The sequence below is a fragment of the Tateyamaria rhodophyticola genome, assembly GCF_047777875.1.
Classification (GTDB): domain Bacteria; phylum Pseudomonadota; class Alphaproteobacteria; order Rhodobacterales; family Rhodobacteraceae; genus Tateyamaria.
The window spans coordinates 1788089-1802984 of record NZ_CP180519.1; the positions used below are offsets into that span (position 1 = coordinate 1788089).

Below are 14896 nucleotides of genomic sequence, written 5' to 3' on the forward strand. Positions count from 1 at the left end.
TTGGTGCCGCGCCAAGGTCTTGCCCGTAGGGCTCGTCGTACCTCAACCCTCGGGTCCGAAAGAACACGTGTACAGGATCACCCTTTGTCCGGCACCATCGGCCCGGACAGATGGTCTTCGCCCCGTGCGCGGGCCAGTTCGATTTGCTTTTGGCGTTCGCGGAACCGCGCCTTGTCCTCGGCGCTTGTCTCGTCCACGCAATGGTGGCAACTGACGCCAGCTTCGAACGCCGGGTGCATCTGATCCTCTGGCAGGATGGGGCGACGGCAGGCGTGGCACAGTTGGTGCGGCCCAACGGCAAGACCGTGCCCGACACTCACCCGCCCATCAAATACAAAGCAGTCGCCTTGCCATGTGCTGCGCTCTGCGGGCACCTCTTCGAGGTATTTCAGGATGCCGCCCTTGAGATGGAATACATCCTCGACGCCTTGCCCCAGAAGGTAATTCGTGGATTTCTCACACCGGATCCCGCCGGTGCAGAACATGGCAATCTTCTTGCCTGCAAACTTTTCGCGGTTCGCCTCCCACCAGGCAGGAAATTCACCAAAGCTGCGGGTCTGCGGGTCGACCGCGCCGTCAAATGTGCCGATGGCCACTTCGTAATCGTTGCGCGTGTCGATCACGGCCACATCGTCACGTCCAATCAGCGCGTTCCAATCCTGTGGCGCCACATAGTGACCGGTACGGGCGGCGGGATCGACGTCCGGTTGGCCCATGGTCACAATCTCGCGCTTGATCCGCACCTTCATCTTGCCAAAGGGGGCTGTGTCGCTTGCGCTTTCCTTCCACTCCAGATCGGCACAGCCCGGCAAGGCCCGGATATGCGCCAGCACCGCGTCAATGCCCGCACGCGACCCCGCAATCGTGCCGTTGATCCCCTCGGGTGCCAGCAACAGTGTCCCGGTGACCCCGTTCCCGCAGCATACCGAGGCCAACGGCCCCTTCAGTGCTTGCGGATCGGCAAAGCGGGTAAAGTGATAAAGAGCGGCGATTGTGTACATAAGCCGCCAGATACGCCCGCGCGCGCGCACGTTCAAGCATCACGCCGGGGTTCACCCCGCGCGCTGCCCAAGCTACAAAGCGGCAAGGAGGCCACACATGTCCCAAGCCCTCATCGTCATTGACGTGCAAAACGACTTCTGCCCGGGCGGCGCGTTGGCCGTGCCGGATGGCGATGCCATCGTACCGGGGATCAACGCGCTGATGTCGGATGCGACCGCTGTCGTCCTGACACAGGACTGGCACCCGGCGGGCCACGCGTCATTCGCCAGCTCGCATGCGGGTGCAAACCCCTATGACATGACGGACATGCCGTACGGCCCACAGGTCCTCTGGCCCGACCACTGTGTCCAGGGCACGAAAGGTGCGGCCTTTCATGCGGGCCTTGATACGGACCGCGCGGACATGATCGTGCGCAAGGGATACCGGCCGCATATCGACAGCTATTCGGCTTTTTTTGAAAATGACCGGTCCACGCCCACGGGCCTTGATGGCTACTTGCGCACGCGCGGGGTCGACACGATCACGCTTGTTGGCCTGGCCACTGATTTCTGCGTGAATTATTCGGCCTTGGATGCCGCCAAACTTGGCTATGCCACGACGGTCCACACGTCCCTCTGCCGCGCCATCGACCTTGACGGCTCACTTGCCGCTGCCCGCACCGCGATGCAGGCCGCGGGCGTCACCCTTATCTGAAGGCCCAGTATCATGGTCGACATCGCCACCCGCGTCTGGAACCACAAATGGAAGATCGACCCGATCGTCCGGTCCCTGATCGACACGGATTTCTACAAACTGCTCATGTGCCAGTCGGTGTTTCGCAATCGTCCCGAGACGCGGGTCACGTTTTCGCTGATCAACCGCTCCACCCACGTCCCGCTGGCCAAGCTGGTGGACGAAGGAGAGCTGCGCGAGCAACTCGACCATATCCGCTCCCTGTCGCTGCGCCGTGGGGAGAGCACGTGGATGCGCGGCAACACGTTTTATGGCAAGCGTCAGATGTTCACGCCCGCCTTTATGGACTGGTTCGAAAACCTGCGCCTGCCGCCCTATCACCTGGAGCGCGTGGGCGATCAATACGAACTGACCTTCGAAGGGTCATGGCCCGAGGTCATGCTTTGGGAAATTCCGGCGTTGTCGGTGCTGATGGAGCTTCGGTCGCGCGCCGTATTGGGCACGATGGGCAAGTTCGAACTGCAAGTGCTCTATGCCCGGGCCATGACCAAGCTTTGGGAGAAAATCGAACACCTCCGGCCGCTTGATGGCTTGCGCGTCGCGGATTTCGGAACACGGCGGCGGCACTCTTTCCTTTGGCAGGATTGGTGTGTTCAGGCGATGGGCGAAGGGCTGGGCAACAGCTTTGTCGGCACGTCCAATTGCCTGATTGCCAAGAACCGCGATGTCGAGGCGATCGGCACCAACGCGCATGAACTGCCCATGGTATATTCGGCGCTCGCAGAGACGGACGGCGCGTTGGCGCAGGCGCCTTACGATGTCCTCAGCGACTGGCACGAAGAGCATGACGGCAACCTGCGCATCATCCTGCCGGACACCTATGGCACCGAAGGCTTCTTGAAAAACGCGCCCGATTGGCTGGCCGGATGGACGGGTATCCGCATCGACAGCGGCGACCCCGCAACCGGTGCAGAAACGGCGATCAACTGGTGGAAGTCCCGGGGTGAAGACCCAAAGGACAAGCTGATCATCTTCTCCGATGGTCTCGACGTGGAAAAAATCGCGGAATTGCACGCACAGTTCCAGGGCCGCGTTCGCGTGTCATTTGGCTGGGGCACGATGCTCACCAACGACTTCAAGGGCCTGACCCAAGGCGATCGCCTCGCCCCGTTCTCGCTGGTGTGCAAAGCGGTGTCGGCAAATGGGCAGCCGACGGTAAAACTCTCTGACAATCCCAACAAGGCGATGGGACCGGATGCAGAGATCGAACGCTACAAGCGGGTGTTTGGGGTAGGCGAACAGGTGCGCAGCGAGGTCGTGGTGTAAACGCGGCATCGTGATTTGGCGGACGGCCAGCCATCTCTTCCAGCGATTGTCAGGTGTCAGCGAACTTGCCGGCCCACGACAACGGTGGCGGCAATTGAGACGGAGAAAAATCGATGCGAAACACTCTCCGTCCCGCGTTTACTTGCGCGGGCTTCGACGCGTGCAGCGTCAGCATCTTCAGGATCAAAACGTCCCCACGTTTCGCGGTGCATGTCTCAATGGGAAACGTGTTGGCCACTTCCTCTGCTTGGGCGGAGGGAACAAAACCACTTTTGTGGCTTCCAACGGCAATCTCCATTGCGCCGTTTGACCGGTCGTTGTCGTCCAGGTGAATGCGCACAAAAACCATCTCGTCCAAGACCGGTTTCGGCGGTTCGCAATGCCAAGTCCCCGACTTGCAGGTCCAGTTCCTGTACCCGGCAAGATCGGCTTTTTCGGCAACGGCAATGATCCTGTCCTGATGCCATGGAACGCCCCAATTCGCGGTTTCCGATTTGTTGAACGCAACAATTCGCACGGGGGCAGCACCGGGTAAGCCGCGCCTGACGGCACGCAGCAATGCACTTTCCGGTGACAGGGCGGTCATCAAACCGTCCGACATCTCGAGCCTTTGACCCGGCCTTGCCGACGTTGTGACCGCGTGTTCAAAAAGCGACAGATCTTCTTCTGACATCGCGTTCCTGACCCAAACCCTGCCTTTGTTTTCAAGTTCGTTGGCAAGCGCGTGCGTCACGGGCAGAACTCCCTGAATTCCAGTTTTGCTCATGCCCGACATTGGGTGTTGTGCCGGTCCATTGCAACGCGGGGGCTTTGCGGACATCGAAATTGCCGCGATGCTTGTGCGCTTACTGTTTCAATGCGCGGAACAATCGTGGCCACGCCAAAAGTATGCCAGCTGAGGCAAGGGCGGATTTAACCATAAGATTTCTAATATAAAAATATCGTTTGTGCTGCGCAAAAAGGCTTCTGCCACGCATCTGACGGTCCGCAAAATAATCTCAAAACGGCAAACAATCGCCCCGTTCAGGCCATGTTTGTTCACGATATTGATCCTATCGAAACCAAAAAATTGAACCGAGCAGACCAATGAAACGCATGATTTTGATCACCCTCCTCGCCTCCGCCGCGGCACTCTCAGCCTGCGGTGGCGCCGATCAGATTGTCAGCAAAAGCCAATCCGATCCCCTCGGGATCATCCTGTCAGAGCAGGTGGAGCCAACCTACTTCTCTTCCCGGTCCTCCGTGGATTTGCTGTCCTTTTAATCGTCCGACTGGACCCGGCCGCGCAGCGCCTTGACCGCGCCGCGTTCCTTCTTGGCCTTCAGTCGTCTCTTTTTCGACCCCAGGGTGGGCCGTGTGGCCACGCGCCGTTTGGGTGCGACCAGCGCCTTGCGGATCAAGTCCACCAGCCGTTGTCGCGCGATATCGCGGTTGCGGGCCTGACTGCGGGTTTCGTCGCATTGGATCACCAACGCGCCCTCAGTGGTCCACTTGCGCCCGGCCAGACGTTTCAGGCGCGTCTTGACTGCGGGTGCAAGAGCCGGTGAACGCGCCGCCTCGAACCTCAGTTCGACGGCCGTGGCCACTTTGTTCACATTCTGCCCGCCCGGTCCCGACGCGCGCACAAAGCTTTCGCTTAGTTCCCAGTCCTGCAGGATGATATCGTCGGTGATATGCAACATGCGCCCGATATACGCGGGGTGAGGCCAACGAAAAAGGGCCACCGTTGCCAGTGGCCCTTTCGAAAGTCATTCGGAGGTGGCGTCGGTTAGATCAACCGATCAGCGTCAGACGAACTGAACCACCAGGGGCTGCCCTAGCAGGCCGCCGCCCGCGTTGTTCCGACACCTCTCTCCAATACCTTTCTCGACACTGGATCACCTCCTTCCGCTTTGTTGAACTCACCCTCAGCGTCGCACAGCCACGCCAAAAGTCAACGCTTTTAAGTGGCCTCGCGCACGTTCCCGGTCAGCAGCCGGAAAGGTGCCAAAGCAATGAGCGCCAGCGATAGTTTCACACCCCAATCGGCCACGCCAAGCGAGACCCAGAGCGGCACGACAGGACCAACGCCCAAGAGCGGCAATGCCTCATTGGCCCAGCTCACGTCGTTCGAGGGTTCCAGAAAGCTGAGCGCGTTCGAGAACGCGATGGTAAAGAACAGTGCGGTGTCCACGGAACTGCCGATGATGGTGGAGACCAGCGGCGCCTTCCACCACGCACCGGAACGCAACGCCGAAAAGATCCCGACGTCCAGCAACTGCGCCGTCAGGAATGCCAGACCAGAGCCGATGGCGATGCGGAAGGTGACGGCGGGATAGGTGAACCCGTCCCCCTGCAGCATGATCTGTGTGCCAACAAGCGAGCAGAACACGCCGACGATAAAGCCGACAAACACCACCGTCCGCGCGGGACCCGCGCCATAGACGCGGTTCATGATGTCGGTGACGAGGAAGGCGAGGGGATACGTAAACGCCCCCCAGGTCAGCCAATTGCCAAACAGGAATTGGACGAGGACGTTTGAGGCCACCACGATGAGGGCCATGGCGATGATGCCGGGAAGATGTGCGCGTGTCATAATGTGACCCGTTTTTGACAAGGTTGCGGGGACTTGGCCGACCCTGCGACAGACCGACGCGCAGTCCCTAGTCGCAAGTGCCCTGCGCCGCAAGAGGGTCAATCAGGGAATATTCAACGATCTCGGTACGCTGGACGCGCAGAAAATTGTTGTCGGACACCATCGTCAGGCAAGTTTGTCCGGTTGCTGATTGCCAGATCGCCAACCCTTCGAGGTTGTCGTGCCGACCGGGCGGTGTGGTGAGCAGCGTTTCAACCGTACCGTCAGTGTCAGGCGCAAACCGGCGCACACGGCTGCGAAAGCCAAGCGGCGTCAACGTGCGTTCCAGCACATAGAGCAGCCCGTCCGGTCCGATATCCGCGCCCGCAGGGAGAAAGCTGCCGTCTTTCGGCAGACCCCGTGCAATTGACCATGCGCCATCCCGGTAGCGATACACCGGGAACGCTGGCGCGCGCTCTCCAAATCGTTCGGGGATGACATACACGGTTCCGTCCGGCGCCGCGGCCAATGCCTCGAACGATCCGTTGGACTGCAACTGCCGAAAGGCCGGATAAGTCGGCAGACGTTCACCGGTTTCTGTCCGTATCTCGGCCGGTCCTTCGTAGCTGAAAAACAGATTGGAACCGGCATAGGCCAGGCCCTCACTGTCACGCTGCGGCGCGGGTTGCGTGCGCGGCGTGATGCGGGGTTTCGATGTGGTACGGTCTATGGCTATCTCATAGGCCTGCCCGCGATCTGACAGGACAACAAAAGTCGATCCGTCCCGCGTTTCGATCGCAGACAGACCGCCAAACGCGGGATCATCCGAGGTCAGTGTCACCGACCGCACGTGCCGCAGAACCGGGTCAGCGGCAGCGGTCGTTCCAAACGCTATTGCGAGGCCAAGACACCCGCACATTGCTGCGGCAAATCTGCGACCCGCAGTTCGCGGCGCGGTTTGGGCTTTGGTGCGTTCGGGTCCGGGGGCGGCGGGTTCAGGATGTTGTTCACCCATTGCTGTGCATCCGCGCAGCCATCGCCCGCGGGTGGTGCGTCCTGATTGACACATCCGCGCGTGCCGGGCGGGCAGCTGAGCCGGACGTGAAAGTGGTAGTGATGACCCCACCACGGGCGCACCTTGCGCAACCATGCCCGATCCCCTTTTTCGTCCTTGCACATCTGCACCTTGGCCCCCGGAAAGACAAAGATGCGGGCTGTGCGCTTGTCCTGGGCGGCGGCCTTGATGATTTCATGATGCTGCCGTGTCCAGTTGGAATTGACATAGGCCCCGCTGGACCGGCGTGTCGAGATCGAGCTGATGTTTTCGCGCTCTGCAGCGCTCAGGGTCAGGTTGCGCGCGGGCAGCATCCAGACATCGACATCCAACCCGATCTGATGGCTGCGGTGCCCGGTCAGCATGGGACCACCGCGCGGCTGGCTCATGTCGCCCACGTAAAGCCCGTTCCATCCCGGCTGTGCCGCTGCCTTGCGGCTGAGGGTTTGCACGAAATCGACCAGTTCGGGATGCCCCCAATTCCGGTTCCGGCTGAGACGCATCGCCTGCCATGTTGGTCCGGTTTCTGCCAACTGCTCCGCGCCCGCCACGCAACCACGGGCATAGCTGCCCAAGGCACTGGGCGTCTGGCGCGAGGCGACACGTTTGCCACCGAACTGTCCCTTGGCAAAGGCTTGCAGCGTGGCCGGATCAACATCCGGCAGCGGCGCGCCGCTGATGTCCGTGTCCGCGCCACCGGCACAGGCACACAGCAAAAGCGTGGAAATCAGGGTAAAGGCACGTCGGATTTTGACCATTTGGCGTGATCTCCTTCGGGGTTCACGTAACGCAACAGGAATAGTCCGAGGACAAACAAGAGAATGACCGGAATGTATCCGAATTGTGCATTGCCTGTCAGCGTCGACACAAGGGCAATCAGAGCGGGTGCCAAAAATGCCGTCGCTTTGCCGGACAATGCAAACAGGCCAAAGGCTTCGGTCGGTCGTTCCGGATGGGTGTGACGCACCATCATGGAGCGCGACGCCGCATAAATGGCACCACCGGCCCCACCGATTGCAGCGCCGCAGACATAAAACACGATGTCGGGCAGGGAGGATCCTTCGGGCAGGGCCACAATGCCAAAGATGCTGTCACGCGACATGCCGACGATCACGATGCACACGGCGATCAGGATATAGCAGCACACTTTGATGACGGGTTTCGGGCCCACGCGGCTGTCGAATATGCCACCGATTTGCGTGGCGACTGCGGCGGTGATGGCCCCCACGATGCCGAAAACACCGATCTGGATGATCGACCAGCCCAGGACAAGCGTCGCATATACCCCACCCGCAGAATAAAGTGCGTTGAGCGCGTCGCGATAGAACATCGAGGAGACGAGGAAATTCAGCAGGGACCGCCGTTTGACCGCGCCCTTGAGCGATTGTTTGAGGTCGGACATGGCCTCGCTAATCCCGCCGGTGCGGTTCACCTGTTTGGGCTCGCGGACCCACAGGAAGAACGGCACCATAAAAAGCGCAAACCACAATGCGATGAACGGACCCACTGACCGCGTGCCTTCGCGCGTTTCAGCGTTCAACCCGAACAACGGATCCAGCCCGGCCAGTGTTTTGCCACTTTCGTTCTCCGCCAGAAGCAAAAGCATGATGAACAGGGACAGGACCCCGCCCCAATACCCCAGGGCCGCACCGTTGCCGGAGATTTTGCCAACCTCTTCCTTGTCGCCCAGCGACGGCAGGATCGCGTTCACAAAGATCAGCAGGAATTCGGCCCCGATGAGCGCCACGTTAAAGGCGATCAGGACCATGAACAGGGTCGACGCGTCCGGGTACAGAAACCAAAGTGCGCCGGTCATCGCGAAATAGAGCAGCGAAAACCCCCAGATCCATGGCATCCGTCGCCCCGTGCTGTCCGCATACGCACCCACAAGCGGGGCGGTGAATGCAATCAGCATGCCCGCCGCGGTGTTGGCCCAGAACCATAACGCCTGACTGGCCGCGCGCGCGGCATCCGGGTCTGCAATCTGGGCCTCGTAATAAGTCAAAGAGACGGCGGCGAAATACGGGCCGAATACAAAAGTCAGGCCAAGCGTGTAAAACGGTTGTGTCGCCCAATCGAAGGCCATCCAGCCCCAAATGCGCTTTTTCAAGGAAACATCTGCCACTGTGCCCCACCCTTTATCGTTGGGCAGAGCAAAGCAGGCGACAGCCCGCATGGCAAGCGTTGCGTTTAGGCGGCGTCCGCCACCGGGCGCACGGGTTTGTCCTGCATCGGCGGCCATGGCCGCTGTGCCTCTGCCTTGATCCAGGCGGCGATCCAGTCAGGTGCAGGGGGCGAGGTCACGTCCTCACCCAACGCTGCCAGAACGCGGTCGGGCGTGACGATCCCGTTCTTGTCCGTCACCGCAGAGCGGTACAGAACGTGGCTCGCACACTCGCCATTCGCTTTCCACATCGACTGTTCGATATAGGTGAACTTGTCGTCCCAGCACACGGCACGGCTGCGCATTTCGAACCGTTCAAACGCATGCAGGCGGCGGCGATAGCGTACGGATGACCCCGCCATGGTCAGCCCCCACTTTTCGCGTTTCAGCACTTCGATCAGGCCCACACGCGCGCCCATGCCCAACCGCCCGAGATCATACAGGGTCAGCGCGCGGCCATTGTTCAGTTCGAGAAACCCATCAAGATCCCACGGCCACACCATGTGCTGTGTCACATGCATATCCGTCAATCCGATCGGCGCCTGACGGCGGGCGTTCAGCATTTCCTTGATCAGGCGGACAAACGGGAACATGGGCTTAACTCCTTTGTCCCTAAAATGCGGCAGTGCAGCGCGACATCAAGGCCCGGACCGATGTGACCTTGCGCCACATCGCGGTGCGGCCTACCACTGACGAAACACGGTAAAGGAACAGGCAATGGTCATTTATCAACTGCTTCAACTGGTGCTGGGCGTGGTCTACTGGATCATGATCATCCACATCATCATGAGCTGGCTGATCAGTTTTCAGGTCCTCAACAACCAACAACCGCTGGTCGCACAGCTGTGGACGGGTCTGAACAAGCTGCTGGAACCGATTTACCGCCCAATTCGCAGGTATATGCCGGACACGCACCCGCTGGATCTGGCGCCGCTGGTGGCCTTTGTGATCCTGATTGCGTTGCGGTCAATCATCCTTCCGGCCGTCTTTGGGCTGCGCTGAAAAGGGTTGTTCACGAACTCTTAAAATGTGAGTCTGTATCTCAACGAGCAGACACATAAAATTTTACAGGGTTCACGATATGGCCGGCGCTGCCACGCTGCTGCACGACGTTTTTGGATTCGACAGCTTCCGCCCCGGTCAGGAAGAGATCGTGGATGCCGTGGCGGGTGGCGAAAACGCCTTGGCCATCATGCCGACGGGTGGCGGAAAATCCCTGTGCTTTCAGTTACCTGCGCTCATGCGCGACGGGGTGACCGTCGTCATTTCCCCGCTGATTGCCCTGATGCGTGACCAAGTGCGCGCGTTGCAGGCGGCGGGTGTGGCCGCCGGTGCCTTGACCTCCGGCAATACGCCCGAGGAAACCGATGCGGTGTGGGAGGCGCTGGAGGCGCGGCGGCTCAAGCTGCTCTATATCGCGCCGGAGCGTTTGGGGTCGGGGTCCGCCATAGGGATGCTGCGCCGCATCGGTGTCAGTCTGATCGCTGTGGACGAGGCGCATTGCGTCAGCCAATGGGGTCATGACTTTCGCCCGGATTACCTGCGTATCGGTGCGCTGCGTGCGGCTTTGGATGTGCCGCTGGCGGCCTTTACGGCCACGGCAGATGCCGAAACCCAGGCGGAAATCATCGAAAAACTCTTTGACGGTCAAATGCCGCGCACGTTCCTGCGCGGTTTCGACCGGCCCAATATCCACCTGACTTTTGCGGCCAAAAATGGCCCGCGCGCGCAGATCCTCAATTTTGCAGCGGCGCGCAAAGGGCAATCCGGTATCGTCTATTGCGGCACGCGGGCCAAAACCGAAACACTGGCGCAGGCGCTGCGCGCGGCAGGGCATGCGGCCATCCATTATCACGGCGGCATGGACCCCGAAGACCGGCGCATCGCCGAACGGCAGTTCCAGCAGCAGGACGGGCTGATCGTGGCGGCCACGGTCGCCTTTGGCATGGGCGTCGATAAACCGGACATTCGCTGGGTTGCGCATGCCGATTTGCCCAAGTCCATCGAGGCTTATTATCAGGAGATCGGGCGCGCCGGTCGGGACGGTGCGCCTGCGGAAACGCTGACGCTTTACGGTCCCGAAGACATCAAGCTGCGCCGGTCACAGATTGACGAAGGCCTCGCGCCGCCCGAACGCCGCATGGCCGACCACGCGCGGCTCAACGCGCTCCTTGGACTGGCCGAAGCGCTGGAATGTCGGCGCAAGACGCTGCTTGGTTATTTCGGAGAGGCCGAGGTGACGTGTGGCAAATGCGATTTGTGTGACACCCCGCCCGCCTTGTTCAACGGCACCACCGCGGTGCGCAAGGCGCTGTCGGCGGCGCTGCGGACGGCGGAATGGTTCGGGTCCGGACATCTGATCGACATCCTTCTCGGCAATGAAACCGACAAGGTGCGCCAGCGGGGCCACAATGACTTGCCGACCTTTGGCGTGGGCAAGGATTTTTCGAAACCGGAATGGCAGGGGATTTTTCGGCAGATCATGGGCCATGACCTAATGCGTCCGGATCCGGAACGTCATGGCGCGCTGCGGATGACGGATGCCGCCTTGCCGATCCTGCGGGGCGAGGCAGAGATCACCCTGCGCCGCGACACGATCAAATCTGCGCGGCGTCCTGCGGTGAAATCGCTTGTGTCCGAGGAGGACGCCCCGCTTTTGTCAGCACTCAAAGCGAAGCGGCGCGCATTGGCAGAGGCGGCGCGCGTGCCGGCCTACGTCATTTTCCCGGACCGGACGTTGATTGAAATGGCGGAAAAGCGGCCCATGACGCTGGACCAGATGGCAGGGATCAGTGGCATTGGGGCCAAGAAACTGCAGAATTTCGGCGCAACATTCCTCGAAGTGATCACCGGCGCAGTCGAAGAAATGCACCCCAGCCGGGCAAAGCTCGCAGGGCGCAGTGCGGGCACGATTTATGATCAGTTGCTGGCGGTACAGGCGGATCTTGCGCGCGGGCCGGACGGGACTGACAAACCGCTCAGCTGTTCGGCGTCGCAGCTTGCAAAGGTTGCGCAACTGCATCAGCCGGATGAAGCGGCGATTGAACGTTTGCTGGGCGATCGCAAGTCCGAACGCTTTGGCGATGCGTTTCTGGACGTGTTGCGGGCGGCGGGCTAAGTCACGCGTCAAGTTGGACCTAAGGGGCGGAACATGTTGGTGGTGATTTCACCGGCCAAGCGGCTGGACTGGAGCGAGCGGGACGTCGAAATGACAGCGCCCGCGATGCAGGATGATGCGATCCGCTTGGCGAAAACGGCGCGGAACCTGACGCTGGGCAAACTGAAGGCGTTGATGGACCTCAGCGACGATCTCGCGCGATTGAACCGGGACCGGTTTCAGGCCTTTGTCGATGCGCCGGATGCACAGGTGACGCGGCCCGCGCTCTATGCTTTTGCAGGCGATACGTACCAGGGTCTTGATGCCGCTTCGATGGATCAGGCGACGGTTGACTATGCGCAGGCGCATCTGCGGATCTTGTCGGGGCTCTATGGCCTTCTGCGTCCGCTCGATGCGATTCAGCCCTACCGTCTTGAAATGGGCAGCCGTCTCAAGACACGCCGGGGTCAGTCCCTCTATGACTACTGGCGCGCGGATATTGCAAAAGCGTTGAATGCACAGGCGGAGGAGGCCGGTGCAGACATTCTGGTGAACTGCGCCAGTCAGGAGTATTTTGGCGCAGTACCGCTGAAATCCTTGCGCCCCCGCGTGATCACGCCCGTGTTCATGGAAGACAAGGGGCAGGGCCCCAAGATCGTCAGCTTCTTTGCGAAACGGGCACGTGGCGCGATGGCGCGCCATATCGTCGAAAACCGGGTGGCGGATATGGACGGGCTGCGCGGTTTTGCAGCCGATGGGTATGTGTACCAACCCGAGATGTCCGACGACGACCGGCTGGTGTTTGTCCGGCCCTACCCCACGTCCTGACCAGGGGTTTCGGCATCTTCAAAAGGTGGCTGCGCCGATGGCGGGCATTCCGCGACAAGATGTTCGTGGATCGCAGCCTTGCGCAGCGGTTTTGTCAGGTAATGATCGATACCTGCGGCGAGGATCCCCTGATCGTCCCCATCCATGGCGTGTGCGGTCATCGCCACGATTGGCACGTGACCCCCATGCTCTGCCTCCAGTGACCTGATCTCTGCCGCCGCCTGTTTGCCGTCCATCTTGGGCATCGAAATGTCCATGAAGATGATATCCGGCGCAAAACTCTGGAACAGGTCAACCGCTTCGAGACCGTTCGAGGCAAATTTCAGGTCGATGGCTGCGTCTTTCACCATCTTGGTGAACACGAGCTGATTGGTTTTGTTGTCTTCGGCGGCGAGCACACGCATGAGCGGTGGCGCCGCGTCCGTGGCCGCGACCTCTGGTGCGCTGGCGGCGATGGGCCCGACACTCTGAAGGCGGGAAAACAGTTCTGCGCGCGTCACCGGTTTCTGGGCGATGCCGAACAGGCGCTGCGCTCCGGGGTCATTTGCGGCGAACCCGGGATTCGATGTCAAAAGGAGGATCGGAACGGTGCTGCCGGTTGCATGGATCGCCTCGGCCAACTCAAGCCCGTCCATCTCCGGCATGTTGTGATCCGTCAGGACCAGGTCGACCTCATCAAGATGCTGTAACGCGTCCTGACCACTTGCGCAGCAGATCACGCCTAGTCCCAGTTGTTCCAACTGACGTTGGAGGATCAACCGGTTGGCGGCCAGATCATCCACCACCAGAACCCGCCGCAAGCCTTCGGGGACGGGGGGGTGTTCTGGCAAGGCTTCGTCGCTGAGCTTGAGCGGAATGCGGAAGCCGAAACAGGAACCGGTGCCTTCCTCGCTCGTCACCCACACTTCGCCTTCCATCAGATCAACCAGGCGCTGCGAGATCGCAAGGCCAAGACCGGTGCCGTCGAATTGCCGGTTCCGATCATTTTCGACCTGGTTGAATTCGCCAAAGATGTGGTCGATTTTATCTTCTGGTATCCCGATGCCGGTGTCTTCGATGATGATCGTCACCTCGGCCTGGCCCGTTTCGGGGTTCGGGACACCGAGAACGCGGACCAACACGTGGCCCTCCTGCGTGAACTTGACCGCGTTGCCCATCAGATTGGTGAGAACCTGCCGGATCCTTCCGGGATCCCCGATATATGTCGTTGGCAGGAACAGGTCATAATCCAGCAGCAGCGTCAGCCCCTTGTCGCGCGCGGACGTCTGCAACAGCATGATCACCTCGTGAATGCTGCGCTCAAGATCAAACGGTTCGGGGTGCAGCTGCAGCTTTTGCGCTTCGATCTTGGAGTAGTCGAGCACGTCATTGATGATGACCAGCAGCGCCTCGCCCGAGTTTTTGATCGTATCGACATAGAGCTGTTGTTCTTCGCTGAGCCCGGTGTCGGCCAAAAGTTCCGCCATGCCAACAACGCCGTTCATGGGCGTGCGGATTTCATGGCTCATGTTCGCAAGGAAGGCGGATTTGGCACGGCTGGCCGCCTCGGCCTCGGCACGCGCGGCTTTCAGCTGTTTTTCATATTCCACAGATTCGGTGATGTTCAGACCCAGGGACACCATATCGCCCGCTTGCCCGCGCCGGTCGACCAGGCGGACATATTGATCATTCCACAGCCGGATCGTGATGGGCTCCGGTTCCGCCTTTAGCCACCGTTCCGCCATCATGCGCCGCCAGTCGTCAGCAGCAAGGTTGCCGGTATTCACGATCCCTTCGTCGGTGAGAATTTGCAGGATGGTGATATAGCTCACGCCGGGTTTGATCTCTGCTACCTTGTCGAAGATCGCGAGATAACTTGCGTTTGCGGCCACCATCCGGTTGTCGGAATCAAAGATTGCAAAGCCGTCGGTGATCGTCTGAACCGAGTGCCACAATCGCCGTTCGGCGACCTCGACCTTTTGATTGGCTTGCCCGAGCGCGGTCCTGACGCGTTCATTTTCAGTGCGGACATTGGCCACTTCGGCACGGGTTTCGACGATTTCACCCTGCAATGCGGCGGCATGGCGGCCAAGCTTGCGGTTGGCCGCAGACAATTCGGCCTGTTTCAGCTCAAGCAGTCGTTCCGCCGCGAGCCGCCCGCGCCGTTCCTCTGCAAGCTTGTTTGCAAGGCTCATGAGCCGCTCCGCCTCTTCGGTCCTG

15 protein-coding genes are annotated in these 14896 nt (G+C 60.5%); 6 read left to right on the forward strand and 9 right to left on the reverse strand.

The annotated features are described in order from the left end of the window. Positions 1 to 77 precede the first annotated feature (77 nt). Complete coding sequence (locus ACERHN_RS10475) at positions 78 to 1001, reverse strand: rhodanese-related sulfurtransferase (protein WP_415922580.1); 924 nt, start codon at positions 999 to 1001, stop codon at positions 78 to 80. Between the two features lie 97 nt (positions 1002 to 1098). Between ACERHN_RS10475 and pncA the strand changes: the two genes are divergently transcribed. Beyond that, positions 1099 to 1695: a bifunctional nicotinamidase/pyrazinamidase gene (pncA, locus tag ACERHN_RS10480; RefSeq protein WP_415922581.1), complete on the forward strand. Its 597-nt coding sequence runs from the start codon at positions 1099 to 1101 to the stop codon at positions 1693 to 1695. 12 nt (positions 1696 to 1707) lie between these two features. Further along, positions 1708 to 3000: a nicotinate phosphoribosyltransferase gene (gene pncB / locus ACERHN_RS10485; protein ID WP_415922582.1), complete on the forward strand. Its 1293-nt coding sequence runs from the start codon at positions 1708 to 1710 to the stop codon at positions 2998 to 3000. Positions 3001 to 3049: 49 nt separating this feature from the next. Here pncB and ACERHN_RS10490 read toward each other — a convergent pair whose 3' ends face one another. Beyond that, positions 3050 to 3766 (reverse strand): phytanoyl-CoA dioxygenase family protein, encoded by a 717-nt coding sequence (locus tag ACERHN_RS10490; protein ID WP_415922583.1) that lies wholly within the window; start codon positions 3764 to 3766, stop codon positions 3050 to 3052. A 320-nt stretch (positions 3767 to 4086) separates the two neighbouring features. On the opposite strand from ACERHN_RS10490, the gene ACERHN_RS10495 reads away from it, so the two are divergent. After that, positions 4087 to 4263: a hypothetical protein gene (locus ACERHN_RS10495; protein WP_415922584.1), complete on the forward strand. Its 177-nt coding sequence runs from the start codon at positions 4087 to 4089 to the stop codon at positions 4261 to 4263. On the opposite strand, the gene arfB is transcribed toward ACERHN_RS10495, so the two are convergent. From arfB to ACERHN_RS10525, 6 genes are all read right to left on the reverse strand, one after another. Continuing rightward, a complete protein-coding gene (gene arfB, locus ACERHN_RS10500) occupies positions 4260 to 4682 on the reverse strand; it encodes an alternative ribosome rescue aminoacyl-tRNA hydrolase ArfB (RefSeq protein ID WP_415922585.1) in 423 nt (140 codons plus the stop codon). The two genes, ACERHN_RS10495 and arfB, sit on opposite strands and share 4 nt — an antisense overlap. 260 nt (positions 4683 to 4942) lie before the next feature. Next, the gene (locus ACERHN_RS10505) at positions 4943 to 5575 is read right to left on the reverse strand and encodes a queuosine precursor transporter (RefSeq protein WP_415922586.1); all 633 of its coding nucleotides are present in this window, start codon (positions 5573 to 5575) and stop codon (positions 4943 to 4945) included. 67 nt (positions 5576 to 5642) lie between these two features. Further along, entirely contained in the window at positions 5643 to 6404 is a 762-nt protein-coding gene (locus ACERHN_RS10510; protein WP_415922587.1) for an esterase-like activity of phytase family protein, read from the reverse strand. A 41-nt stretch (positions 6405 to 6445) separates the two neighbouring features. Beyond that, entirely contained in the window at positions 6446 to 7366 is a 921-nt protein-coding gene (gene mepA, locus ACERHN_RS10515) for a penicillin-insensitive murein endopeptidase (RefSeq protein WP_415922588.1), read from the reverse strand. Beyond that, positions 7336 to 8694 carry an MFS transporter gene (locus ACERHN_RS10520; RefSeq protein WP_415922589.1) on the reverse strand — a complete coding sequence of 453 codons (1359 nt, stop codon included), beginning with the start codon at positions 8692 to 8694 and terminating at the stop codon, positions 7336 to 7338. The genes mepA and ACERHN_RS10520 overlap by 31 nt, the downstream gene beginning before the upstream one ends. Before the next feature lie 104 nt (positions 8695 to 8798). Beyond that, positions 8799 to 9365 carry an acyl-CoA thioesterase gene (locus ACERHN_RS10525; RefSeq protein WP_415922590.1) on the reverse strand — a complete coding sequence of 189 codons (567 nt, stop codon included), beginning with the start codon at positions 9363 to 9365 and terminating at the stop codon, positions 8799 to 8801. 124 nt (positions 9366 to 9489) lie between these two features. On the opposite strand from ACERHN_RS10525, the gene ACERHN_RS10530 reads away from it, so the two are divergent. The 3 genes from ACERHN_RS10530 to yaaA all read left to right on the forward strand — a co-directional run bounded on the left by ACERHN_RS10530 (position 9490) and on the right by yaaA (position 12697). Next, positions 9490 to 9774, forward strand: a complete 285-nt coding sequence (locus ACERHN_RS10530) for a YggT family protein (protein ID WP_415922591.1) — start codon at positions 9490 to 9492, stop codon at positions 9772 to 9774. 79 nt (positions 9775 to 9853) lie between these two features. Further along, positions 9854 to 11890, forward strand: a complete 2037-nt coding sequence (gene recQ, locus ACERHN_RS10535) for a DNA helicase RecQ (RefSeq protein ID WP_415922592.1) — start codon at positions 9854 to 9856, stop codon at positions 11888 to 11890. Positions 11891 to 11923: 33 nt separating this feature from the next. Beyond that, positions 11924 to 12697 (forward strand): peroxide stress protein YaaA, encoded by a 774-nt coding sequence (gene yaaA, locus ACERHN_RS10540; RefSeq protein ID WP_415922593.1) that lies wholly within the window; start codon positions 11924 to 11926, stop codon positions 12695 to 12697. Here the strand turns inward: yaaA and ACERHN_RS10545 are convergent. Next, positions 12682 to 14871 (reverse strand): response regulator, encoded by a 2190-nt coding sequence (locus ACERHN_RS10545; protein ID WP_415922594.1) that lies wholly within the window; start codon positions 14869 to 14871, stop codon positions 12682 to 12684. The genes yaaA and ACERHN_RS10545 overlap by 16 nt on opposite strands. Between the last annotated feature and the right edge of the window lie 25 nt (positions 14872 to 14896).

Coding starts and splice junctions, on each gene's coding strand:
- mepA (WP_415922588.1), bottom strand. CDS start 7,366: ATGGTCAAAATCCGACGTGCCTTTACCCTGATTTCCACGCTTTTGCTG.
- recQ (WP_415922592.1), top strand. CDS start 9,854: ATGGCCGGCGCTGCCACGCTGCTGCACGACGTTTTTGGATTCGACAGC.
- ACERHN_RS10505 (WP_415922586.1), bottom strand. CDS start 5,575: ATGACACGCGCACATCTTCCCGGCATCATCGCCATGGCCCTCATCGTG.
- ACERHN_RS10490 (WP_415922583.1), bottom strand. CDS start 3,766: ATGAGCAAAACTGGAATTCAGGGAGTTCTGCCCGTGACGCACGCGCTT.
- ACERHN_RS10475 (WP_415922580.1), bottom strand. CDS start 1,001: ATGTACACAATCGCCGCTCTTTATCACTTTACCCGCTTTGCCGATCCG.
- ACERHN_RS10520 (WP_415922589.1), bottom strand. CDS start 8,694: ATGGCCTTCGATTGGGCGACACAACCGTTTTACACGCTTGGCCTGACT.
- ACERHN_RS10525 (WP_415922590.1), bottom strand. CDS start 9,365: ATGTTCCCGTTTGTCCGCCTGATCAAGGAAATGCTGAACGCCCGCCGT.
- pncA (WP_415922581.1), top strand. CDS start 1,099: ATGTCCCAAGCCCTCATCGTCATTGACGTGCAAAACGACTTCTGCCCG.
- arfB (WP_415922585.1), bottom strand. CDS start 4,682: ATGTTGCATATCACCGACGATATCATCCTGCAGGACTGGGAACTAAGC.
- ACERHN_RS10495 (WP_415922584.1), top strand. CDS start 4,087: ATGAAACGCATGATTTTGATCACCCTCCTCGCCTCCGCCGCGGCACTC.
- yaaA (WP_415922593.1), top strand. CDS start 11,924: ATGTTGGTGGTGATTTCACCGGCCAAGCGGCTGGACTGGAGCGAGCGG.
- ACERHN_RS10530 (WP_415922591.1), top strand. CDS start 9,490: ATGGTCATTTATCAACTGCTTCAACTGGTGCTGGGCGTGGTCTACTGG.
- pncB (WP_415922582.1), top strand. CDS start 1,708: ATGGTCGACATCGCCACCCGCGTCTGGAACCACAAATGGAAGATCGAC.
- ACERHN_RS10545 (WP_415922594.1), bottom strand. CDS start 14,871: ATGAGCCTTGCAAACAAGCTTGCAGAGGAACGGCGCGGGCGGCTCGCG.